This window comes from Pseudomonas sp. WSY_20 (assembly GCF_043104335.1).
GTDB classification, from domain to species: Bacteria; Pseudomonadota; Gammaproteobacteria; order Pseudomonadales; family Pseudomonadaceae; genus Aquipseudomonas; species Aquipseudomonas parafulva_B.
Genome location: NZ_JBICKP010000018.1, coordinates 21941 through 43812 on the forward strand (window position 1 = coordinate 21941; position 21872 = coordinate 43812).

Sequence of the window (21872 nt, forward strand, 5' to 3'; positions counted from 1 at the left end):
GCAGGCTAGGATGGACATCCGTTACCCGTCCAGGAGCTGCCCATGACGTTTGAACAAGTGCTTGAGGCTGCCAGAGCTCACCCCGACAGCGTACGCGTGCCAGCAGGGTGGGGTCAGGGACGAGCGATCTTTGGCGGCCTGATGGCTGCCATGGTGTTCGAGGCGATGCGTGCCCGGTTAGGCCATGACCGCCCGGTGCGTTCGCTGGCCATTACCTTTGTCGCCCCTGCTTCGGCAGATACTCCGATTTGTCTGGAGGTCGAAGTATTGCGCCAGGGCACGGGTGTCAGCACGCTGCTGGGCCGCGCCGTGCAGCAGGGGCAGGTGGTGACGCTGGTACAGGGCAGTTTCGGCGCCGCACGAAGCTCTGCGGTGTCCGTACTGCCCCTACCTGCGCCGCAGATGCCAGCCCTTGAGGAAAGCGCGGCAGCCTTGCCTCACATCCCGGGAGTGACCCCGGAATTCATGAAGAACCTGGAGTTGCGCTGGGCAATCGGTGGGCTGCCGTTCAGCGGCAATGACTCGCGCGTCATGGGGGGCTGGGTGCGCTTGCGTGACATGCAGGGCGGGGTAATGAGCGAGGCGCACCTGCTGGCATTGGTAGACGCATGGCCACCTAGCGTACTGCCCATGCTGAAACAGCCAGCGGCCGGCAGTACGCTTACCTGGACCATCGAGTTCGTGCAGCCTGTACGTTCACTGAACGCTGGCGATTGGTGCCAGTACCGCGTGGAGACCGAATACGCACACGAGGGCTATGGCCATGCCGCCGCCGCATTATGGAGTGACGATGGCGCGTTGTTGGCCTTGAGCAGGCAAACGGTAACGGTATTTGCCTAAAGGCCATCACCTTCGAGGCTTATGACGGTCGCGCCAGGCCTGCCACCACGCGCCACTCAGGACGAAACGCGGGAATGTGATGAACTGTTCGCTGAGCACGCGTTGAACCCGGTCGGTACGGTCGATGAAGGGCTCTTGAGTGTCCGCCTCCAGGCGGTGGCCGTGACGTTGAAGCGCAATGGCCGCGACCAGGGCGAGCAGACCGACGGCCAGTTGCACGATGTCCAGCCCTAACAAGCCAGACACGATCAACAGCGCACCTAGAATGAACAGCGGAACCGCTATCAAATGCAGCACCAGGTTTGCAGGGTGACGATGACTATGCGGGTAGCCGCGCCATTGCCAGGCGAGCAGATTGGGTAGGCGTTTGTTCATGGGCACTTCCTCTCGATCATGCCCAAAGCTTAGTGTGCAGGCGCGCGCAGAGCCAATCGGCGCTGGCTATGAACCTTATAGCTTCAGTTGACCTATGGCCTTGTTAAGCGCGCCGGCCAGTGTCGCGAGTTCCGAACTGGTGGTGGCCGAACCTACGGTCTGCTGCACGGTTTGCTCGGTGACATCACGGATGCTGACCACGGCGCGGTTCATTTCCTCTGCCACCTGGCTCTGTTGTTCGGCAGCCACGGCGATCTGCGTATTGCTTTCACGCATCTGCGCCACTGCGCCGGTGATCTCGGCCAATGCCGCACCTGCTTCCTGGGCCTGTTTTACACAATCGTCGGCTTTGTAGGAGCTTTCCTGCATGAACTCCACCGCATCCCGGGTGCCTGACTGCAGGGCAGACACCATGGTGGTGATCTCGTCGGTTGATGACTGAACGCGTTTGGCTAGGTTGCGCACCTCATCGGCCACCACGGCGAACCCGCGGCCCAGGTCACCGGCACGGGCCGCTTCTATGGCCGCGTTCAGTGCCAGCAGGTTGGTCTGCTCGGCAATGCTGTGAATAACGCTCACCACGCCATTGATCTTCTGGCTGTCTTCGGCCAGTTGACGGATCATTTCGGCGGTCTGCTGGACGCCGCTGGAAAGCCCGGCAATGGACGTCTGCACACGAGTGACCACGTCTTTTCCACTGCCGGCGAGCGTGTCGGCAGTCTGGGAGAGATCGCGAGTCGCCCCTGCATGCTGGGCGATATGGTAGACGGTGGCGGACATTTCATTGATGGCTGTCGCGGCTTGGTCGGTTTCGCTCTGCTGCCCCAGCATGCCGTGGCGCACGTCGTTCATGCTGGCCGCAAGACGCGCAGCACCTGAGTCGAGCTGTGCTGCAGTGGTGGCAACGGTGCTGACGATACGGTGGTAGGTACCCTGCATGGCATTGAAGGCGCCCGCCATCTGACCGACTTCGTCACCGCCGGCCAGGGGTACGCGAGCGGCCAGATCGCCGGTTTTTTCCACATGCAGCATCACGTCCTTGAGCGTGTTGAGCTGGCTGAGTAGAAAGCGGATCAGCAGTTGCGAAGCGGCGAGCATGGCCAGCATCAGAATCAGCACGCACACCGCATAATGCGAGAATCGATCGATGAAGACCTGGCGCAGGCTGGGTGACTGGGCAAGTACTGCGACGTAATGATCACCGCTTTGCAGCACATGAGCACCCTGTAATGGGTCTTGTCCCAACAGTTGGCTGGAGGGCAGTGCTACCCAGCCCTGTGCGCCGCGCAGGGCCTCCAGGGGCTCGCCGGCGAAGGAGGGCGTCTGCCCAGCACGCCAGGTGATGATGCTTGGCGAAAGAGGCAAAGGCTGGCTTTCGGGCCACGCCGCCAGCAGGCTTGCCTGGGCGGTGGCTTGGTGTACAGCCCCTTCAGCACGGGCGCGTTGCTCCAGGTGAACCGCGTACAGCACCAATAGCAACGTGGTCACGAAGGCTACGGCGTTGACCGCCCAGAACTTGTATTTCAGTGAAACATTGCTAAGCCAGGCACCCATGGGCAGGTCTTCTCTGAGTTGAGCGAAAACAATATTGGCAAGGTGCCATCATTGTGCCCAGAGCGACTCGGAGGGTGTTGATATGTATCAAGAGATATCAGGGTAGCTACGGTAATTTGAAGAATGCCTTGGCCGTGGCAGTGGTATGCGCGGCGGTTTCTTGCAGGGTTTCCCTGCGGTGCAGCGCCACTTCTCGTAGCACTTCAGGCAGGTACGCCGGCTCGTTACGCCCGTTCTTGGGCTTAGGGCGCAGGCTGCGCGGCAGTAGATATGGCGCATCGCTCTCCAGCATCAAGCGGCCGGTTGGGATACTGCCCACCAGTCCATGCAGGTGCATCCCACGTCGTTCGTCACAGATCCAACCGGTGATGCCGATGTGCAGGTCCAGGTCTAGGTAGCTGAACAGGGCAGCACGTTCCCCGGTAAAGCAATGGACCACGGCTGCTTTCAACTGGTCGCGATACTCTTTCAGGATGGCCAGCAGGCGCTCACTGGCGTCGCGCTCATGAAGGAACACCGGTAGCTGGCATTCCACGGCCAATGCCAGCTGGGCATGCAAGGCCTTTTCCTGAGCAGGGCGTGGAGAGAAGTCACGATTGAAGTCCAGGCCGCATTCGCCCACAGCGCGCACCCGCGGCTCGGCGAGCAGTTGGCGCATGTGCGCTTCGCTCTGGCTGTTCCAGCTGTTTGCATCGTGCGGGTGAACCCCGGCCGTCGCGAACAGGTGAGTTTGCGCGCTGTCCAGTTGCTGGCAAAGGTCAATTGCCTGTTCACTCACAGGCAGGCTGGTGCCTGTCAGAACCATTTGCGCGACGCCCGCTTCCAAGGCGCGGTTGACCACTTCCGCTTGGCGGTCATGGAAACTACTGTTGGTCAGGTTGACGCCAATATCGATCAATTGCATGGTGCTACCTCGTGCCGCAGGGACGCCAGCATAGCAAAAGCCCGTGCCGAACTGGCTGTCCAAGAACTTCGAGTCCAGGGCATGGTCTTTTTGACCTCAAGCCCAAACGTGGCGAACGTCATTTGGCTACCCACTCACGACGGATACCTTGAATGCCACGCTACTGGCTCATGTTCATGCTGCTGTTAGGGCTGCCCCTGGCCAGCCAGGCGCAGACGCAGGTACGTCCCCCGGGCCCGCAGCACCACATCCCGCCGGCCAATGCCCGCGATCTCCAGCACATTCGCAGCAGCAAGGTCTTGCGCGTGCTGGTCAATCAAAGCCGCAACAGCTCCGGCGAAGTGAAGGGCGAGCCGGTGGGCGTCGAATACTACCGCCTGCGCGCGCTCGAGCACTTCCTCAATGCCCGGGCACAGGACAGCCAGCGCATCGAACTCAAACTGATCCCCCGCGCCAAGGAGCAACTCCTGGGCGCACTGGGGCGCGGGGAGGGCGATTTGGCCGCCCCAGGCGAACTGCTCGATCCTGCCACGGTGCGTAATGTCGTGGCGACTGCCCCAGTACGTGATCAGGTGACGCTGGTGTTGGTCGGACGCAAGGGCGAGCGCACCTTCAGCCAGGCAGAACAGTTGTCAGGCCGCACCATCGCGCTGACCAGCGCAAGTGCCGCGGGCCCGGTGATTGAGCAACTGAACCAGCGCCTGGCCTTGCGCAAGCGCCCTGCGGTCAAGGTCGAGTGGGTGGATCCGACCCTGGCTATCGAGGATGTGCTGGAGATGGTCCAGGCCGGGATCTATCACTTGACCGTGGTCGAGCAGCCAATCGCCCGCCGCTGGTCAAAGGTCATGCCGAAGCTGCGTTTCAACCCACGCGTGCACTTGGGGCCCCCACAAGCCATGCGCTGGTACGTTGGGCGTAACTCGCCGCAGTTGCAGGCATCGGTCGACCGCTTCCTAAAAAACTATCGTGCCCCTGACAACGAGGATGCAGCGTTCGAGCGCATCTATCGGCGTCAGTACCGGGTACACAACCCGCTCGCCCGTCAGGACCGCCAGCGGTTGGCCTCGGTCAGTGCCGTGTTGAAAAAGCATGGCCAAGCGCAGCAGATCGACTGGCTCAACCTTGCCGCCTTGGCATTCAAGGAGTCGACCCTCAACCCGGCCGCGCGCGGGGCAGGGGGCGCACACGGGTTGATGCAGATCACGCCGGCAGCTGCCCAGCGGGTCGGGGTCAGCAACATCAAGACGGTGGACGGCAATGTCCAGGCCAGCGCGCGTTACCTGGCCCTGATCCGGCGCAAGTTCTTCTCCAGCCCCCGCATCAATGAGCGTGAGCGCATGGCGTTCGTATTGGCCGCCTACAACCTGGGCCCCGAGCGCGTGCAAGCCATGCGCGCCGAAGCGCGCAAGCGTGGGCTCAACGGTAACCAATGGTTCTTCCAGACCGAACGCATCGCCATGGAGCAGGTGGGCATGGGGCCGGTCAACTTCGTCAACAGCGTGAACAAGTACTTCCTGGCGTTCAATCGGGAACGGCGGGTGCTGGAGCCCAAGGGCAAGCACTGAGCAGGGCCGCACCGGAGCAGGCAATTGGCCAGAATCGGGCGCTTGCATGTTCGGTTCAATCGCTCTAGCATGACGCCTGCGCCGATTTAAACAGCTACTTGCGGGGCGCAGAGACGCCCCAGGGGTGTTTCGAAATACCGCTAAAGCGCTGGTTCGGTGACGCCTCCCACCGCTGCCCAGCGAGATTGGCGAGGCGGAGAATGCACCATGAGTTGCCCACGTACCAGCGTTTGTCTAAGCCCTCTGCCTGTCAGTCAGGCATCGCGTACCCCGCGCATCCTGCTTGGGGGGCCGCACCAGCCCACACTTTTGCGCCACCTCGAAGGTTTGTCCCGTCGAAGGGGCCAGGCCCGCGCATTCCTGATTCAGTTCGCCGAGACCGGCGAGCATTTCGCCCAGTACACCAATGACCGGTTCGACCTTGCCGTGATTCAAGCACCCGCGGCCGAGGCCTCGGCCGAAGTGATCGGCCACCTGGTGCGTATCGCACGCCAAGGCCTGATCACGGCACGCTGAAAAGCCTGCCGTCCCGCGGCGGTGCAAAAGAATCAGGGTTTGACGAACCGGGGCGCGGTTTCGTGTGCATCGTATTGAATGTCGGTGACGTCCCAGTAGGCTTCCCCCGTTGGCGTGCGCACCGTGATCTCGTCCCCGACGCATTTGCCTATACAGGCCCGGGCCATCGGTGAATCAATGGAAATGAAGTCCTTGCGGTCGTAGATCTCATCCGCGCCGACGATTCGGAACCGCTTGCTTTCGTCCTCCTCGTTGGCGATGGTTACCCACGCCCCAAAGAACACTTTTCCTTCCTGCGCGGGCGAGTAGGGCACCACGCGCAGGTTCTCGATGCGCTTGCGAAGGTAGCGCACACGCCGGTCGATTTCCCTCAACCGTTTCTTGTTGTACTGGTAGTCCGCATTTTCACTGCGATCGCCCAGGGACGCTGCCCAGGTCACTTTGCGCGTGATCTCCGGTCGCTCATCGCGCCAAAGCCAGTCCAGTTCATCTTTAAGGGCTTGGTAGCCTGCTTCGGTGATGAGGTCAGTCGCCATGTGTGCCTTTTTCCGTATTCGAACCTGGCCGACAGGGTCGCTGCGCGCACGGGGAGGCGGCGCAGGGTAGCCGGGAGGCTACAGACGTTAACCGCCCAGCAGCGCCATGTACAAGCACTGGGTACTGTGGTTGGAAGAAGGGGCGACGGCTTGGGCCGGCAGAGCCTCCGTCCGCTTACTGCGGACGGTGGCGGTCAGGGCGCAGCTCCTGGGCATCAAGCCGTTTGGCCGTGGCCTTGGGGCGTCCGGCGCTTGGCAGGATCACCCAGCCACAGCATCAGGCAGGTACCGATCAACAGAATCGATGCAACCGCGAAGAAAGGCAGCGTGAAGCTTTGCGTGGCATCTTTGATCAGGCCGATCAGGAATGGGCCGGTGAACCCGCCGAGATTGCCGATCGAGACGATCATGGCCAAGCCGCCAGCGGCCGCACGGCCGGTCAGAATGGTCGATGGGATGGCCCAGAAAGTCGCCTGGAAAGACAAAATCCCGGAGACAGCCATGCACAGGCAGGCGATCTTCATCACCGGCTGCTCGATCAACGCTGCGCCCACCAATGCCAAGGCCGCGAAAGCGAGCGCGCTGGCGACGTACGGAAGACGGTGCTCACTGCGGTTGGCCAGGCGTGCCCATAGGGTCATGGCCGCTGCACCCAGCAGGTAAGGCAGTGCTACCACGAAACCTACGGTCCCGCTGGAAATACCCAGGCTCTTGATGATTTGTGGAAGCCACAGGCCGATGCCAATGGAGCCCACGATGCAGCAGAAATTGATCGCAGCCAGCGTAAACACCTTCGGGTTGGTCAGTGCAGCGCGCAGGGTCGTGCCGTGGGATGCACCTATCGCTTGTTGCTCCTGAGCCAGGCGCTGAGTGAGCCAGGCTTTCTCCCGGGGCTTGAGCCACTTGGCCTTGGCCGGGGTGTCGACCAACACGAACAGGCAGGCAATGCCCAGCAGCACTGCCGGCATTGACTCGGTCACCAGCAGCAGCTGCCAGTTCTTGAGCCCCCAGACACCGTGCTGCTCCATCAGCCAACCCGACAACGGTGAGCCGACAATGTTGGCCACAGGGATGCCCAGCAGGAACGCCGCCGTGGCCTTGGCCCGCCACTTGCCTGGGAACCAGTAGGTGAAATACAGGTAGACCCCAGGGGTGAAGCCTGCTTCGGCCAGCCCCAGAAGGAACCGTGCGATGCTGAAGCTGATGGGCCCGGTGGCAAATGCGGTGGCCATCGAGATCAGACCCCAGGTGATCATGATCCGTGCGATCCATACCCGCGCGCCAAAGCGCTGCATCAGTAGGTTGCTGGGGATTTCAAACATGAAATAGCCGAAGAAGAACAGGCCCGCCGCCCAACCGAACATCGTCGCTGTCAGGCCCAGGTCCTGATTCATGCTGATGGCGGCGAACCCCACGTTCGTGCGGTCGAGGTAGCTGATCACGTAGCAGATGAAGATGAATGGCACCAGGCGCCAGAGGGTCCGGCGCATCAGGCGTTCACCCTCGGCGTCACTGAGCGGCGCTTGTGCGCTAGGGTTTTCGTAAGTCATGTCGTCACTCTTTTTGTAGTTGTGGTGTGCGCTGACAGGCGCGTTCAGCTGTGGGAGAACATCGGCAATCCTGGTGTGTGGGTACGGACCTGCAGGATGCTGCCGGTCTCGGATTCGGTGATGAACAGCGTCTGGCCATCGTCGCCACCAAATGCCAGGTTGGTGTTGCTGATACCTGCGCAGGAGACGATGCGTTGCAGGGGCTCGGCGACCCTGGACAGCTTCCACACCGAGCCGAACCCGGTATGGGCGATGTACAGATTGCTCTGGGCGTCCAGGGCCAGACCGTCCGGGCCCCCGAGCCCACCGTGGAGCTGCGCGAAGACGCCAACTTTGCCGATCATCGAACCGTTGCCCAGCGGGATGCGCCAGATTTGCTGAGCGCGGGTGACCGCTATCAGCAGGTGGTTCAGATTGGGGTCATAGACGATGCCATTGGGGCTGGGAACAGTGTTGAGCAGGCAGCTCAGATTGCCTTGGGCATCGAGTTTGTAGACCCGTCCGGTAGGGTCCTGTAAGCCAGTCTGGCCTTGGTCGGTAAAGTACAGGTCGCCGTTGGGCGCAAACACGAGGTCGTTGACGCCCTTGAACCCTTCAGAACCGGCCGAATCGAGCAGCGGTTCGATGGTCCCGGAGTGCGGGTCGAGCACCATGAGCCCGCGCTTGTAGTCCGTGATGAAGATTCGTCCGTCCTGATGGATTTTCAGGCCATTGGGCCAGCCGTCGTACTGGCACACCAATTCCCACTCGCCTTGAGGTGAGATGCGGAAAATTCGGCCGTTGGGTATGTCCGTCACGTAAAGCCGACCTGATCGATCAAACGAAGGGCCTTCAAGGAACGAATCGATGGCCCGACCCTGGCGATTGGCGTTGGCCCAGGCGGTAGGCCGTGGGCTTCGGAAATGATCGGGCAGGCGCGTGAAAACGGTGGTCTCGACAGTCGGTGGGGCAGCGAAAAAGCTCATGCTCAGGCTCCTGGCCGCTGAGGGCACAAAAGGACAGGATCGTTGGGTTTTATGTTTTTAATGCAACGTCATTTCAAAGTAAATCATGATTTGAAAAAATGCGAGAGGCTTGATCCGTGATTTTCACGCTTGACATGGTTGTACCGTTTATGAGTTTCTCTAAAGGAAATGGCGTTCCAAAATAAAAACAACTGGAGATTGCTATGCAGAAGCGCTCATTGCGTTTGAGTCGTCGCCTGACGCGGCCCTTGAAGGCCTTTTCATGGGTCTTGGCCCTAGGCGCGCTCGGCAGCCCCGCACTGGCCGAGCAAGACCGCGTAACCCTGGCGATCCAGTACGGCTACGCCTACTTGCCAGTCACCGTTGCTGACAAACTGGGCTTGTTCCGTCAGCAAGCCCAGGCCCATGGTCAGCCGCAAGCCTCTTTCGAGATCAAGCGCATCAGTGGTGCGCCAGCGATCAATGACGCGCTGATCAGTGGCAACGTCGATATCGGTGGTTATGGTTTGTCAGGCACGCTGATCGCCTGGGAAAAGACGCGTCGATCGTTGGATGTGCGAGCGTTGTGCGCACTGGTGGCAGGGGACAACGCGCTGTTCGTGAATGACCCTGCGATCAAGTCACTCGCCGATTTCAAAGCCGATGACAAGATCGCCGTCAGCTCTCCCAGTGGCCAGCAGGCATTGTTGCTGCAGATGGCTGCGCAGCGACAGTTTGGCCCTGATCAAATACACAAGCTCGATCACTTGATGGTGAGCCTGCCTCACCCCGATGCAATGTCCAGCCTGCTCAACAAGGCTGGGATCAAAGGCTATATCGGGCCCAATCCGTACAGCTATCAACTGGCTCAGGACCCTCGAGTAAGCAAGTTGTTCGACTTCTCGAGCGAGCTCGACAAGCGTATGACCAGCGGTGTCCTGACCAGCACAGGGCGCTTCGTCAAGAACAACCCCCAACTGAGTGCCGCGGTAGTAGCGGCGATCAACGAAGCCAATGCGTATATCCGCAAGGAACCACGCAAAGCCGCAGAGCTGTTCCTGGCCAGCGAGCCGTCCAGTCTGTCGCTCGATCAGGTCGAAGACATGCTGCGCCAGGTCAGCGGTGAATGGTCCGTGCAGCCGAGCGGCGTCATGGCCCTGGCCGAGTTCATGGTGCATTCGGGGGCCTTGAAAAAAGCCCCGGACAACTGGCAGTCGGTTTTCTTCGCACCGGTCGCTGATGGGGAGGGGAGCTGATGAGTCTGTTATCTCCCATCGCCGCCCCCTCACAGGCAAAGACCCGTGCGGTGCTTTGCGTGGATAACGTGACGTTGCAGTACAAGACCCGTGACCAATTGATCACCGCGACTCACCAGGTCTCTTTTGACGTACAGCGCAATGACCGCTTTGTCCTGCTGGGGCCATCAGGCTGCGGCAAATCGAGTCTGCTCAAGAGCGTCGCAGGATTTATCGAACCCGTGGCAGGCCAGATCTGCCTGGATGGACAGGTAATCCGGGAGCCTGGCCCTGATCGCATGATGGTTTTCCAGGAGTTCGATCAGTTGATGCCATGGAAGACGGTAATGGCCAACATCATGTTCCCGATGCAGATGACAAGGCGATTTCCACGCACCGAAATTACCGAACGCGCGGCGCGTGCCGCCGCCAAGGTGGGGCTTGAAAAATTCAAGGATGCCTATCCGCACCAGTTGTCAGGCGGGATGAAGCAGCGGGTTGCCATCGCCCGAGCCCTGGCAATGGAGCCTGCGATGCTGTTGATGGATGAACCCTTCGCCGCGCTTGATGCGTTGACCCGACGCCGCATGCAGCAAGAGCTGCTGGAACTGTGGGAGCAAGCACCGTTCACCCTGATGTTCGTGACCCACTCGATCGACGAGGCCATTGTTCTGGGTACAAGAATCCTGGTCCTGACGCCACACCCTGGGCAGGTACGCGCAGAACTCGATGCCAGCGCATTTGGCTTCGCCGACCAGGGCAGCGAGCTGTTCGCTCAACTGCACCAGCGTATCAGCCATATGCTTTTCGGCCACACGGAGACAGCCCATGGATAAGCCTTCGATCCAGCCCCGAGCCGATGTGGAGTATGCACCGGTGCCACCGGGACAGGTAGGGGACGTCGCTCGGCAACTGGGTCTGGTAGAACGTGTTCTCGCTCATACCGGGATACGCCGGGCGTTGGTGCTGGTGATGTTGGCCCTGATATGGGAACTCTATGCCCGTTATCTGGACAACCCGCTGATGTTCCCAGCCTTCAGCGAGACCGTAGTGGCGATGGTTGGGGACCTGCTCAATGGTGTATTGCCCCAGGCCGTGTTCAGCTCACTCAAGGTACTTTTGATGAGCTATGCCGTGGCCATCGGTTTGGCAGCGATCCTGACCTCACTGGCCGTGTCGACCCGCTTGGGCACGGACGTACTGGCGACACTCACTGCGATGTTCAACCCGCTGCCAGCCATTGCGATCCTGCCTCTGGCCATGCTGTGGTTCGGTTTGGGCATACAGAGCCTCATGCTGGTGATTGTGCATTCGGTACTGTGGGCCGTCTCGCTCAATACCTATTCCGGTTTTCAATCTGTCAGCCAGACCCAACGCATGGCAGGGCGTAACTATGGCTTGCGCGGCTTGCGCCTGGTCACGCGTATTCTCATCCCCGCTGCTGTACCGTCCATTCTGGCGGGACTGAAAATCGGCTGGGCGTTTGCCTGGCGCACCCTGATCGCCGCCGAGCTGGTATTCGGGGTGTCCGGTAATTCCGGAGGCCTGGGCTGGTATGTCTTCCAGCACCGCAACGCGTTGGAAACGCCTAACGTCTTTGCCGGTTTGCTGATGGTCATCGTCATCGGATTGGTGGTCGAAGGACTGGTTTTTCGCAGCATCGAACTTGTCACCGTGCGCCGCTGGGGCATGCAGGGCTAAGTGCTTCACCGCATCGATGCCCTTTCACGCCAGCCCTCAGCGCATGGCATGGAGGGATATCGGTGCGGCGAACAGGAGATAAACATGCAAACACCCCACGCCCCCGTGCGGCCGCAGTGGCTTGCGCAGTGGTGCGAAGCCGCCCTGGAGCCTGAGCGCGTCATCATCGACGCTCATCACCACCTGTGGGACCGCCCCGGCCAGCGCTACCTTGCCGAAGACTACCTGGCAGACCTGGCGTGTGGTCATCGGGTGGTGGGTTCCATTTACGTGCAGTGCCGCTCGATGCTGGCTGTCGATCGTCCAGAGGCCTTCCAGCCGGTAGGTGAGGTGGAATACGTCAACGGTGTCGCTGCCTACAGTGCCAGCGGCCTGCTGCAGGAATTGCGGCTATGTGCGGCCATTGTGGCAGGCGCCAATCTGTCGCTTGGCGATGCGGTAGCGCCGGTGCTCGACGAGATGCTGGCCCGTGCTGGGACGCGCCTGCGCGGTATTCGCAACACCACTGCCTGGCATGCCGATCCGAGGCTGATTTCCAACCCCAAGCCGCCACCTCCCGGCGTGCTTCTGGAACCTGCGTTTCACCGAGGTGTTGCTCAGCTTCAACAGCGTGGGCTGGTACTGGATGTCTGGGCTTACCACACCCAGCTCGATGAAGTGCTTGAGGTCGCCCGAGCCTTTCCCGACCTGCTGATCGTCGTTGATCACCTCGGCGGGCCGCTGGGGGCTGGCCCATACGTCGGTCAACGCGATGCGGTGTTCATGCAGTGGTCGGCAGGTCTTTGCCGGTTGGCGCAATGTCCGAATGTGCGACTGAAGCTAGGGGGGTTGGGTATGAAAGTCGCGGGGTTCGACTACCACCTTGCCCTAAAACCGCCAAGCTCGGTCATCCTGGCGGAGCAATGGCGACCCTATCTGTTGCATGCCATAGATTGCTTCGGCGTGGAGCGTTGCATGTTCGAAAGCAACTTCCCGGTGGACAAGGGCATGTTCGGCTACGACGTGTTGTGGAACGCGTTCAAGCGTGTAGTGACAGACTTTACCGAACCTGAAAAGAATCGGCTGTTCAGCGGGACTGCCCGTGAGACCTATCAGCTCATGAGCTGAGCGGTTGATTCACCTGATTGCAGGCCAGCTCCCAACCAGATGGGCTCGTTCAGCCGGCGTTCCTTCGATGCAGAATTCGCAACATTGCAACCGACGTGGTCAGCTGTGATGGCGGTCGTCGGGGCATTGCCAGATAATGGACGCTTTCAATGCCGCCAATGACTTGCATCATTCACAGGTGAGGAACTTTCGATGGTAAATGTCCGGCCGCGTCCAGCGGTTAATGGAGTGGCTTCGGCCGACCGCGTGCTGACGGTGCTTTCTGCGTTTCAGGTGGGGGACACGGCGCTGACGCTGGTCGAGCTTGTCGAGCGCACCGGGCTGATCAAAAGTACCATCATGCGCCTGATGGTTTCGCTTGAGAATCACGGCTATGTCAACCGCATGGCCGACGGTCGCTATCAACTGGCCAGTGAAGTGATGCGACTTAACGCCGTGTACGAAGAGGGTATCGATCTGGAGCGGCACGTGATGCCCAGGCTGCACCTTCTGGCCGAGCGTACGGGTGAAACGGCGTCGTTCTACGTGCGCCACGGGGCCTACCGCATGTGTCAGTACCGGGTGAATTCCCCCCATCGTCTACGCATGCACGTTCAACCTGGCGATATGCGTCCGATGGACGATGCTGCCGGCGCCCAGGCATTGCGCACACCGTTTGCCAGCGGCATCACCATGCAGCAGCCGTTCTTCTCGATGGGGGCCACGGACCCGCATGCGGCTTCGGTAGCCTTTCCCGTCTACGGGGCAGGTGATGAATTGGTCGGTGCATTGGTGCTGTCAGGCCCTTCAAGCCGCTTGACGCCAGAGTGTGTCGAGGCGATCAACGACGTCTTTCTCGACGCAACCCGCGATCTGATGCGCAGCCTCGGTTGCAAGGCCGCCTAGTCTTCAATGTCTCTTCAGGTAGCCGTTTACCGCCGTTGAACAATGCGCGGTCTTGATTCGAAAGCCTGGTGATCTGCGAGGCTTCTCGACCCTTCAAGCGCCAGGCACGTCACGCTTGGCGACCTTCCCATTGGGTGCGCTTGCAACCAACGCAAATAGGCTTGGCGCAAGCCTGGGCCTGCGCCTAAGCTAATTCCAAAAAGATATTTATAAAAGATTTTTAAGATCGATTAGATTTAACTCGATCGGCGCGATTCGCTGCGTTCGCCGATCAGCTTGCAGCCGCTCGATCATTCAGGTCGCAGGCTTGCGGCTTAATCCATCTCACCCCCTGAAGCCAGCGCCTGCTTGCAACAGTGGTTTCATGCTCGGAGTCCCCCGTGACAATCAATCAGAGTGCCTTGGCCGAGAAGTCCCTTCCGTCTCGCCACGTTATCGCTCGTCCTGACAACGACAGAGGGCGTGGCGTCGATGCCGTCCTTGAGTTCAGGGGCGTTACCAAGGCTTATCCTGGCGGCGCATCCGTGTTGCCCGCTGTCGATCAGGTCAACTTGGAAGTGCGGCGGGGAGAGGTGCTGTGCTTGATGGGCACATCCGGCAGCGGAAAGTCCACGTTACTTCGGCACATCAACCGCCTGATAAAGCCCTCCAGTGGCGAAGTCCTGGTCGATGGTCAGGCCATCGGCGACCTGGACGCAAGGGCGCTGCGAGCGTTGCGGTCCCGGCGTATCGGCATGGTCTTCCAGCACTTCGGGCTGTTACCCCACCGCACCGTCCTGGACAATATCGCATTACCATTGGAGTTGCGGGGTACCCCAGAAGCGGTTCGTCATGCAGCGGCCAAGGTGCAGCTACGCGCAGTCGGGCTGGAGGGCTGGGCCGAGCATTATCCCCACCAGCTGTCCGGCGGCATGCAGCAGCGGGTCGGCCTGGCGCGGGCTTTGGTGAGCGAACCGGACATCCTGCTGATGGACGAGCCCTTCAGCGCGCTCGATCCTACCATTCGACGAGACCTGCAAAATCACTTCATGGCGTTAGTCCGTGAGCGCGGTATTACCACCTTGTTGGTTACGCATGACCCCGCAGAGGCCCTGCGCCTGGGTGATAGGATCGCGATCATGCGCCAAGGTCGCCTCGTTCAGGTCGGTACCCCAGCGCAATTGCTGGAAGCACCGGCCGACAGCGAAGTGGCCGACTTCTTTCAGGACCACACCAAGGTCATGCCGCGCGCACGTTCCGTCGCCCCTGCGGCTCCGAAAGAAAACCCCCGAGCAATGCCTGGCCGCACCGTCGTTGGCCGCTGGCAAGCCCTGTTGATGGGGCCTGCGGCGCTGGCCGCCGCCGGCAGAGGCGGCGCCTTCTGGCTCTGCTTGGCCACTGAACTCGCAGCGCTTGCGGTATTGGCCCAGAGCATCGTCGGTTCATCGACGTTGGCAGCCCTGGCGGCCCTGGCCGTATTCGTGACGAACCGAATCATAGCGGCCTCGTTGAGTCGCCAACCGGTGTCGCTCTCCGAGTCAGGCTGGGTGGTGCCGCTTGCAGTACTGATGGTGAGTCAGGTGCTGGTGATCTGGCGTGTGTTTGCACCCGAGACAGGTCACGTTTTGCAGCAGTTTCCGGCTGACCGCCAGCTGATGTTGCAGGTGGCCCAGAGCATTGACCAGTTCATCGCATGGTCGCAGGTGAACTTCGAGCGTGCTTTCATCGGGGTCATCTACATCGTACGCGGCGTCATCGACGGTATCGAGAGTGGGCTGGGCTGGCTGCCTTGGCCCGTTCCTGCCTTGGCGCTGGTACTTCTGGCTTGGCGCTCGGCTGGAACGACGCTTGCGCTGACCAGCACTGCGGCGGTCTTGTACATCGGTCTGTTCGGCTTCTGGGAGCGCACTGTCTCCACCTTGGCGCTGGTCGGCTCTTCGGTATTGATTGCATTGCTCATCGGCGTTCCGACCGGGATCCTGCTGGCCAAGCGCGCGCGGGTGCGACGGCTGGTCACACCGCTACTGGATGTGATGCAAACGCTGCCAACGTTCGTTTATCTGATCCCTGCAGTGGCCTTTTTCTCGGTAGGCAAGACCCCGGCCGTGATCGCCACGGTGGTTTTCGCCCTGGCGCCGATGATCCGTCTGACATCGCTGGGCATCCAGGAAGTACCCAAGGAAACCGTCGAGGCAGCGCTCGCCCATGGCGCAAGCCCTTGGCAAGCGCTGCTCAAGGTGGAGTTGCCGTTGGCACGCCGGTCACTGTTGCTGGGTATCAATCAGACCATCGTCATGAGCCTGTCGATGGTCGTGGTCGCCGCGCTGATCGGCGCTGGTGGGCTGGGCTACGACGTCATGACTGCGCTGCGCAACATCAAAGGCGGGGAGGGCGTGCTGGCAGGCGTGGCGATAGTGCTGTGCGCGCTCATACCCGACCGGATCATTCAATCGAGCTTGCGCCAGCAAGACCCTCTTCGTACCTGAACACAGCGAGAACCCACATGAACAGACACCTGCCCAGCAAACTGGGGACCGCCGCACTGCTGGTTTCCCTTATCTTGCCTGCAGCAGCCTCGGCGAAGGAATCGATCGTCATCGGTGAGCAGAACTGGACCGGCGCGATTGCCATTCAACACATCCTGGGCGAAGTCATTCAGAGCCGTCTGGATGGCGAAGTTTCTTACCTGGCAGGCGATGTGCCGGTGCTATTGAGCGCTGCGGCAAAAGGGGATGGCTCGGTTGACGTGCTGACCGACATCTGGCTGCCGAACCAGTCGGCGGCCTGGGCCAAGTACGTCAGCGGTGGGACCAAGTCCTTGGTACCCAATGCCCATCCCTACACCGGTGTTCAGGGCTTCTACATCCCGGGTTACCTGCAGGACAAATACGGCGTCAAGTCCATCTACGATCTCAACAAGCCTGAAGTGGCCAAGCTGTTCGAGCCGTTGGGCGGTGGCCAGGCGCAATTGCTGGTGGGCCCTGCGGGTTGGGAGTCCACCTACATTGGCCAGATCAAGGCCAAGGATTACGGCTTTGCCGACAAGTTCGAAGCGATCTCGACCGAGGCCTCGGTGACGTACGCCAAGCTGGCGTCAGCCTACAAAGCGCAGCGCGGTGTGGTGTTCTACGCCTACACGCCCGATTGGGTGTTTTCGGCATTCGACCTGCGGCGCCTGGAAGAGCCGGCGTTTGACGGCTATGCCCAGGACAACAAGAAGGGTGACCCGCTTTACAAGGCCGATGGATGCTGGAAGTTCATAAGCCCTACAGTAGACGCCGATTGGCTGAACAAGAGCAAGATCACCTGCGCGTTCCCCGATGCCAAGGTCTATGTGCTTGCATCCGCTGGGCTGCAAAAACGCGCGCCGAAGGTCGCAGCGTTCCTGCACAATTTCGCCATTGACCCCAGCGATCTCAATGCGTTGATACTGAAGATCGAAAAGGAACAGGTACCTGCTGATGTCGCAGCCAAAGCTTGGATCCAGGATCATCAGGCCACCGTCGATCAATGGCTGGCCGCAGCTCCCGCACAGGGCCAAGCCCAATGAGCCAGAGTCCGATTCACCTGCTTGACGGCGGAATGGGGCGGGAACTCAAGCGCAGCGGAGCGCCTTTCAGGCAACCGGAATGGTCAGCGCTCGCGCTGATCGAGTCCCCAGAGCACGTGCTCCAGGCGCACGAGGCGTTCATAAGGGCCGGCGCGCGGGTCGTGACGACCAACAGTTATGCTGTGGTGCCTTTTCACCTAGGCCAGACGCGCTTCGCCGAGCAGGGGCGAGCGCTTGCCGATCGCGCAGGGCGGCTTGCTCGCCAAGCGGCTTCGCAAAGCGCTGTCCCTGTACGCGTCGCCGGCTCGCTGCCGCCGGCGCTCGGGTCTTATCGACCCGACCTGTTCGACCATCAGGCTTCTGTGGCCATCCATCAGGAGCTGATTGCAGGGCTGCAAGAGCATGTAGACGTATGGCTGGCTGAAACGCAAAGCTCAACGGCCGAAGTGCAGGCCGCTGCCCAGGCGCTGGGTGAGCGTTCCAAGCCGCTGTGGGTGTCCTATACGCTGATCGATGATGCCGATCACGCGCCACGTTTGCGTTCAGGGGAGTCGGTGGCTGATGGCGTGCGCTGCGCCCTCTCGGTCGGAGCCAAGGCAGTGCTGTTCAATTGCAGTCAGCCTGAGGTCATGGGGGCTGCGTTGGAGCAGGCTCAGGCCGTCCTTGACGATATTGAGCAGCGTGTGGAGCTGGGGGTTTATGCCAACGCTTTCCCGCCTGTGTCGCAAGAGGCCGAGGCCAACACTACGTTACTGGACATCCGTGCAGACCTCGGGCCTGAGCCCTACCTGGACTGGGCCAGAAACTGGGTCGCCGCAGGCGCCACGATCATAGGCGGGTGCTGTGGTATCGGCCCTGAACATATCGAACAACTTCATAGACACTTCGCGATTGAGCCAGAGGGCATCACCTCATGACGGACAGACAACCACAGCAACGTGTGGAGCAGGCGACTTTTGGTGCGGGCTGCTTCTGGGGCGCCGAAGCGGCCTTCCGAGCTTTGCCGGGTGTAGTAGACAGCCGAGTGGGCTTTGCGCGATCAGCCCAGGGGGAGGCTGACATGATCGAGGTGGTCCAGGTCGACTTCGATCCAGGCCTGACGTCGTACAGCCAACTGGTGGGGCATTTCTGGGCGCTGCATGATCCTACGTCGGTCGACCGTCAGGGCACGGATATTGGCGTCAAATATCGCTCTGCGCTCTTCGTGAGTAACCCTGCTCAGGCTGAACTGGCACAAGCCGCCAAGCACTACTTGGAGGCCTCAGGGAAACTGAGCAAGCCAGTGGCGACCGTCATCTTGCCATTGGGTGACTTTCAGTTGGCTGACCAGGACCAGCAGCGGTATTTGGAGAAGCACGGCCTGGGCAGCTGCTCGCTGTAAGCCTGGCATGTCGCCAAGACGGTCCTGCGTCACGCAGAACCGTCCTGGCTTCACCCTTCACGCAGGACCGCCAGCGGTGAGGCGTTTAGTGCGCGGCGAGTGCCGAGCACACCCTCGCAGCCGACCAGCAGCGCGCCTGCAACGGGCATCAGCAGCAACCACGGGTGCAGGCTCCACGGCAGTGCGAAAGCGTAGTGATACAAGACGAAGGTGATCAGTTCGCACCCCAGCGCCGCCAGCAAACCGCTCAGTGCACCCAGCAAGCCGAATTCGATGCGCCGTGTCTTGGTCAGCAATTGGCGTTGGGCCCCCAGGGCACGCAACAGTGCACCTTGACGAATGCGCTCATCCAAGGTGGCTTGAAGGCCTGCGAACAAAACGGCCATTCCTGCGGCCAGTACGAACAGCAGCACGTACTCTACAGCCAGCGTGACCTGAGCAAGTATGCTGCGTAGCTGGGCGAGCAATGCATCGACCTGAAGGATGGTCACCGCAGGAAATGCGCGTGACAGGGCGACGATTTCCTGATCATGCCCGGGTGCGAGGTAAAAACTCGTCAGATAGGTGGTAGGCAGCCCTTGCAACGTACCGGGTTGGAAGATCATGTAGAAATTGGGCTGAAAGCTGTCCCAGTGAACGCTGCGCAGACTGGTCACCTTGGCCTGGCGCTGCTGGCCCCCAATATCGAACGTGAGCCTGTCCCCCAGTTTCAGCTGAAGGCTTTCGGCGAGCTGGGCCTCCACCGATACGCCAGGTACATCGTCATCGCTTGGTGATCCTTGCCACCAATGACCACCGGTCAATTGATTGCCGTCAGGCAACTGCGCCGCCCATGTCAGGCTCAGGTCCCGTTGTACGGCGCGTTCGCCTGCAGAGTCCTTCGTGACGATCTGTTGGACCGGCTGCTGGTTGATCTCGATCAGCCGCCCAGGTGTGGCCGGGTACAGGGGAGCCGCAGCGGCGTTGATCTGTTTGAGCTGTTGGGCGAAGCGGTCCTGGTCGTCAGGCAGAATATTGAGTGCGAAATGATTCGGGGCATCTTCAGGCAGCTGTGCCTGCCAAGTGTCGAGCAGCTCCGCACGCAGCAGCGCGACCAGGCCCATGGCGAGCAGGATCAGCCCGAAAGCCAAGGCCTGCCCGGCGGCGGCCGTGGGGTGGCGAAGCAACTGCCCCAGCCCCAGGCGCCAGGCCAGCGGCGCCCCTGACAGGAGTCGACGCAGGCTGCGCAAACCCAGCCACAGCAACCCGCCCAGCACCAGGGCTGCCGCCAGGCCGCCTGCCAGGAGTGCGAAGGTGAGCAGCAGGTCAAGGCTCAATCGCCACATGATAAGCCCCAGGGCGAACAGGGCTGCACCGTAGACCAGCCAGCTACTGGGAGGTACAGGGAGCAGGTCACGACGCAGCACCCGCAACGGGGGCACTTTACCCAAGGCTGCAATCGGCGGCAGAGCAAAGCCTGCCAGCGCGACCAGCCCCGTGGCGACGCCAGCCAAGGCCGGCCACAGGCTCCCTGGCGGTACGTCGCTGGGCAGTAATCCGTGCAGCAGCTTGAACAAACCCAGCTGCGCAAGCCAGCCCACTGCGGCGCCCACGATCGCAGCTGCAAGCCCGAGCATGGCCAGCTGCAGGCTGTACAGAAGCAGCGCCTGGCGCCGCGACAGGCCCAGGCAACGCAGCAGGGCGCTGGCGTCCAGGCGCCTGGCGGCATAGCGACTGGCAGACAGCGCCACGGCGACACCGGCCAGCAATACTGCAACGAGGCTGGCCAGGTTCAGGTAACGCTCGGCTTTGCCCAGTGCGCCGCCGATCTGCTGGTTGCCATCGCGGGTGTCGCGCAACCGCTGGCTGGCCGAAAGCGTATTCTCGACGCTGGCGCGGTATTGCGCCAATGCCTCGGCAGGGCCGCTCCACAGGTCACGGTATGTCACGCGGCTGCCGGGTTGCACCACGCCGGTCGCTGGCAGGTCCGCCAGGTTCATCATCACCCGTGGGGTCAAGCTATAGAAGTTGTTTGCCCGGTCCGGTTCATAGGTCAGTACGCGGCTCATGCGCAGGGCCTTCATGCCCACATCGATGCTGTCGCCGACGTTCATGCCCAATGCCGCCAGCAGCCGTGGTTCTACCCACACCTCGCCGGCTGCCGGCCCGCCGCCTGGTTTTTCCTCGGCATAAGGCTCGGCGGCGCTGCGCACCTGGCCGCGCAATGGGTAGGCGTTATCGGCGGCCTTGACCCCCGCGAGCTGGATACCGTTATCTGCGCCCACCACGCTGGTGAACTCGACCACTTGCGCGTGATGCAGCCCCAAAGCCTCGCCGATTGCAATCTGTGGCGCCGCGGCCGGGGCGCTGCCCTGCAGTACCAGGTCAGCGCCCAGGAACTCACTGGCACGCAATTGCATGGCGGCATTGAGCCGGGCGCCGAAATACCCGATGGCGGTACTGGCCGCCACGGCGACCAGGAGCGAAAAGAACAATACCCGCACTTCGCTGGCCCGAAGATCGCGCAGCAGCTGTCGCCAGGCCAGCCCCAGCAGGCGCGCCGCCGGCATGCCCTTCATCCGGCCTCCAAGGGGCTGACCAACTGGCCCGCATCCAGGCGGATATGGCGGTGGCAACGGCGAGCCAGCCGCTCGTCATGGGTCACCAGGATCAAGGTGGTGCCGCGCTCCTGATTCAGTTCGAACAGCAGGTCGCTGATGCGCTCGCCCGTATGGCTGTCGAGGTTGCCCGTCGGTTCGTCGGCAAACAGTACGGCGGGCTGAGCAGCAAAAGCACGGGCAAGAGCCACCCGCTGTTGCTCACCGCCCGACAGTTGCCGCGGCGTATGGGTAAGCCGTTGCCCTAACCCTACGCGTTCGAGCAAGGTGCGCGCGTGATCGCGCGCGTCTGCGCGACCATGCAGTTCCAACGGCAACATCACGTTTTCCAGCGCATTGAGGCTGTCGAGCAGCTGGAACGACTGGAACACAAAGCCCACGTGCTCGGCCCGGATGCGGGCCCGCTGGTCCTCATCGAGCACGCCTAGGTCGTGCCCGGCGAGCGTCACCGAACCTTGGCTGGGCTGATCGAGCCCGGCCAGCAGCCCAAGCAGGGTCGATTTGCCTGAACCTGAGGCGCCGACGATGGCAAGGCTGTCCCCTTCGGCCAGCGCCAGCGACATGGGGTGCAGGATGGTAAGTTCACCTTCCGCGCTGGTGACCACTTTGCTAAGGTGCTGCGCAACGAGCATGCTGGGGCCCATGGAGAATCC

General features: G+C 61.4%; 20 protein-coding genes. 12 read left to right on the top strand and 8 right to left on the bottom strand.

All coding sequences use genetic code 11. The features are described 5' to 3' along the window. Nucleotides 1-42: 42 nt before the first annotated feature. Nucleotides 43-840 (top strand): acyl-CoA thioesterase II, encoded by a 798-nt coding sequence (locus ACF8E5_RS04435; RefSeq protein ID WP_058637414.1) that lies wholly within the window; start codon nt 43-45, stop codon nt 838-840. A gap of 6 nt (nt 841-846) precedes the next feature. Here the strand turns inward: ACF8E5_RS04435 and ACF8E5_RS04440 are convergent, their stop codons facing one another. The 3 genes from ACF8E5_RS04440 to ACF8E5_RS04450 form a co-directional block, all read right to left on the bottom strand. Further along, a complete protein-coding gene (locus ACF8E5_RS04440; RefSeq protein WP_058603786.1) occupies nt 847-1215 on the bottom strand; it encodes a hypothetical protein in 369 nt (122 codons plus the stop codon). Nucleotides 1216-1290: 75 nt separating this feature from the next. After that, complete coding sequence (locus tag ACF8E5_RS04445; RefSeq protein WP_078478799.1) at nt 1291-2769, bottom strand: methyl-accepting chemotaxis protein; 1479 nt, start codon at nt 2767-2769, stop codon at nt 1291-1293. Nucleotides 2770-2875: 106 nt separating this feature from the next. Then, complete coding sequence (locus ACF8E5_RS04450; protein WP_392474951.1) at nt 2876-3673, bottom strand: TatD family hydrolase; 798 nt, start codon at nt 3671-3673, stop codon at nt 2876-2878. Nucleotides 3674-3825: 152 nt separating this feature from the next. Here ACF8E5_RS04450 and ACF8E5_RS04455 point away from each other — a divergent pair, with 152 nt between their 5' ends. Further along, the gene (locus ACF8E5_RS04455) at nt 3826-5238 is read left to right on the top strand and encodes a transglycosylase SLT domain-containing protein (protein ID WP_392474952.1); all 1413 of its coding nucleotides are present in this window, start codon (nt 3826-3828) and stop codon (nt 5236-5238) included. Between the two features lie 207 nt (nt 5239-5445). Then, nucleotides 5446-5754 (top strand): hypothetical protein, encoded by a 309-nt coding sequence (locus ACF8E5_RS04460; RefSeq protein WP_392474953.1) that lies wholly within the window; start codon nt 5446-5448, stop codon nt 5752-5754. Nucleotides 5755-5786: 32 nt separating this feature from the next. Here ACF8E5_RS04460 and greB read toward each other — a convergent pair whose 3' ends face one another. From greB to ACF8E5_RS04475, 3 genes are all read right to left on the bottom strand, one after another. Further along, nucleotides 5787-6290: a transcription elongation factor GreB gene (gene greB / locus ACF8E5_RS04465; protein WP_058603791.1), complete on the bottom strand. Its 504-nt coding sequence runs from the start codon at nt 6288-6290 to the stop codon at nt 5787-5789. 215 nt (nt 6291-6505) lie between these two features. Further along, nucleotides 6506-7840: an MFS transporter gene (locus tag ACF8E5_RS04470; RefSeq protein ID WP_392474954.1), complete on the bottom strand. Its 1335-nt coding sequence runs from the start codon at nt 7838-7840 to the stop codon at nt 6506-6508. Nucleotides 7841-7884: 44 nt separating this feature from the next. Further along, the gene (locus ACF8E5_RS04475) at nt 7885-8805 is read right to left on the bottom strand and encodes an SMP-30/gluconolactonase/LRE family protein (protein WP_058637407.1); all 921 of its coding nucleotides are present in this window, start codon (nt 8803-8805) and stop codon (nt 7885-7887) included. Between the two features lie 203 nt (nt 8806-9008). Here ACF8E5_RS04475 and ACF8E5_RS04480 point away from each other — a divergent pair, with 203 nt between their 5' ends. The 9 genes from ACF8E5_RS04480 (at nt 9009) to msrA (ending at nt 18622) form a co-directional block, all read left to right on the top strand. Continuing rightward, nucleotides 9009-10040 (top strand): ABC transporter substrate-binding protein, encoded by a 1032-nt coding sequence (locus tag ACF8E5_RS04480; protein WP_392474955.1) that lies wholly within the window; start codon nt 9009-9011, stop codon nt 10038-10040. Next, nucleotides 10040-10855 (top strand): ABC transporter ATP-binding protein, encoded by an 816-nt coding sequence (locus tag ACF8E5_RS04485; RefSeq protein WP_058637405.1) that lies wholly within the window; start codon nt 10040-10042, stop codon nt 10853-10855. The genes ACF8E5_RS04480 and ACF8E5_RS04485 overlap by 1 nt, the downstream gene beginning before the upstream one ends. After that, entirely contained in the window at nt 10848-11720 is an 873-nt protein-coding gene (locus tag ACF8E5_RS04490; RefSeq protein ID WP_078478794.1) for an ABC transporter permease, read from the top strand. Before ACF8E5_RS04485 ends, ACF8E5_RS04490 begins: the two co-directional genes overlap by 8 nt. Before the next feature lie 84 nt (nt 11721-11804). Continuing rightward, complete coding sequence (locus ACF8E5_RS04495; protein ID WP_392474956.1) at nt 11805-12827, top strand: amidohydrolase family protein; 1023 nt, start codon at nt 11805-11807, stop codon at nt 12825-12827. Nucleotides 12828-13019: 192 nt separating this feature from the next. Beyond that, entirely contained in the window at nt 13020-13712 is a 693-nt protein-coding gene (locus tag ACF8E5_RS04500; protein ID WP_078478792.1) for an IclR family transcriptional regulator, read from the top strand. 434 nt (nt 13713-14146) lie between these two features. Beyond that, entirely contained in the window at nt 14147-16177 is a 2031-nt protein-coding gene (locus ACF8E5_RS04505; protein WP_392475008.1) for an ATP-binding cassette domain-containing protein, read from the top strand. Nucleotides 16178-16194: 17 nt separating this feature from the next. After that, entirely contained in the window at nt 16195-17241 is a 1047-nt protein-coding gene (locus ACF8E5_RS04510; protein WP_058603798.1) for a glycine betaine ABC transporter substrate-binding protein, read from the top strand. After that, nucleotides 17238-18158, top strand: coding sequence for a homocysteine S-methyltransferase family protein (locus ACF8E5_RS04515; RefSeq protein ID WP_392474957.1), 921 nt, complete (start codon nt 17238-17240; stop codon nt 18156-18158). Before ACF8E5_RS04510 ends, ACF8E5_RS04515 begins: the two co-directional genes overlap by 4 nt. After that, complete coding sequence (gene msrA, locus ACF8E5_RS04520) at nt 18155-18622, top strand: peptide-methionine (S)-S-oxide reductase MsrA (protein WP_392474958.1); 468 nt, start codon at nt 18155-18157, stop codon at nt 18620-18622. Before ACF8E5_RS04515 ends, msrA begins: the two co-directional genes overlap by 4 nt. A 50-nt stretch (nt 18623-18672) precedes the next feature. Here msrA and ACF8E5_RS04525 read toward each other — a convergent pair whose 3' ends face one another. Both ACF8E5_RS04525 and ACF8E5_RS04530 read right to left on the bottom strand, forming a co-directional pair. Then, on the bottom strand, nt 18673-21180 hold the full coding sequence (locus ACF8E5_RS04525) for an ABC transporter permease (RefSeq protein ID WP_392474959.1): 2508 nt from the start codon (nt 21178-21180) through the stop codon (nt 18673-18675). Next, entirely contained in the window at nt 21177-21863 is a 687-nt protein-coding gene (locus tag ACF8E5_RS04530; RefSeq protein ID WP_058637398.1) for an ABC transporter ATP-binding protein, read from the bottom strand. The genes ACF8E5_RS04525 and ACF8E5_RS04530 overlap by 4 nt, the downstream gene beginning before the upstream one ends. Between the last annotated feature and the right edge of the window lie 9 nt (nt 21864-21872).

Coding starts and splice junctions, on each gene's coding strand:
- ACF8E5_RS04435 (WP_058637414.1), top strand. CDS start 43: ATGACGTTTGAACAAGTGCTTGAGGCTGCCAGAGCTCACCCCGACAGC.
- ACF8E5_RS04440 (WP_058603786.1), bottom strand. CDS start 1,215: ATGAACAAACGCCTACCCAATCTGCTCGCCTGGCAATGGCGCGGCTAC.
- ACF8E5_RS04445 (WP_078478799.1), bottom strand. CDS start 2,769: ATGGGTGCCTGGCTTAGCAATGTTTCACTGAAATACAAGTTCTGGGCG.
- ACF8E5_RS04450 (WP_392474951.1), bottom strand. CDS start 3,673: ATGCAATTGATCGATATTGGCGTCAACCTGACCAACAGTAGTTTCCAT.
- ACF8E5_RS04455 (WP_392474952.1), top strand. CDS start 3,826: ATGCCACGCTACTGGCTCATGTTCATGCTGCTGTTAGGGCTGCCCCTG.
- ACF8E5_RS04460 (WP_392474953.1), top strand. CDS start 5,446: ATGAGTTGCCCACGTACCAGCGTTTGTCTAAGCCCTCTGCCTGTCAGT.
- greB (WP_058603791.1), bottom strand. CDS start 6,290: ATGGCGACTGACCTCATCACCGAAGCAGGCTACCAAGCCCTTAAAGAT.
- ACF8E5_RS04470 (WP_392474954.1), bottom strand. CDS start 7,840: ATGACTTACGAAAACCCTAGCGCACAAGCGCCGCTCAGTGACGCCGAG.
- ACF8E5_RS04475 (WP_058637407.1), bottom strand. CDS start 8,805: ATGAGCTTTTTCGCTGCCCCACCGACTGTCGAGACCACCGTTTTCACG.
- ACF8E5_RS04480 (WP_392474955.1), top strand. CDS start 9,009: ATGCAGAAGCGCTCATTGCGTTTGAGTCGTCGCCTGACGCGGCCCTTG.
- ACF8E5_RS04485 (WP_058637405.1), top strand. CDS start 10,040: ATGAGTCTGTTATCTCCCATCGCCGCCCCCTCACAGGCAAAGACCCGT.
- ACF8E5_RS04490 (WP_078478794.1), top strand. CDS start 10,848: ATGGATAAGCCTTCGATCCAGCCCCGAGCCGATGTGGAGTATGCACCG.
- ACF8E5_RS04495 (WP_392474956.1), top strand. CDS start 11,805: ATGCAAACACCCCACGCCCCCGTGCGGCCGCAGTGGCTTGCGCAGTGG.
- ACF8E5_RS04500 (WP_078478792.1), top strand. CDS start 13,020: ATGGTAAATGTCCGGCCGCGTCCAGCGGTTAATGGAGTGGCTTCGGCC.
- ACF8E5_RS04510 (WP_058603798.1), top strand. CDS start 16,195: ATGAACAGACACCTGCCCAGCAAACTGGGGACCGCCGCACTGCTGGTT.
- ACF8E5_RS04515 (WP_392474957.1), top strand. CDS start 17,238: ATGAGCCAGAGTCCGATTCACCTGCTTGACGGCGGAATGGGGCGGGAA.
- msrA (WP_392474958.1), top strand. CDS start 18,155: ATGACGGACAGACAACCACAGCAACGTGTGGAGCAGGCGACTTTTGGT.
- ACF8E5_RS04525 (WP_392474959.1), bottom strand. CDS start 21,180: ATGAAGGGCATGCCGGCGGCGCGCCTGCTGGGGCTGGCCTGGCGACAG.
- ACF8E5_RS04530 (WP_058637398.1), bottom strand. CDS start 21,863: ATGGGCCCCAGCATGCTCGTTGCGCAGCACCTTAGCAAAGTGGTCACC.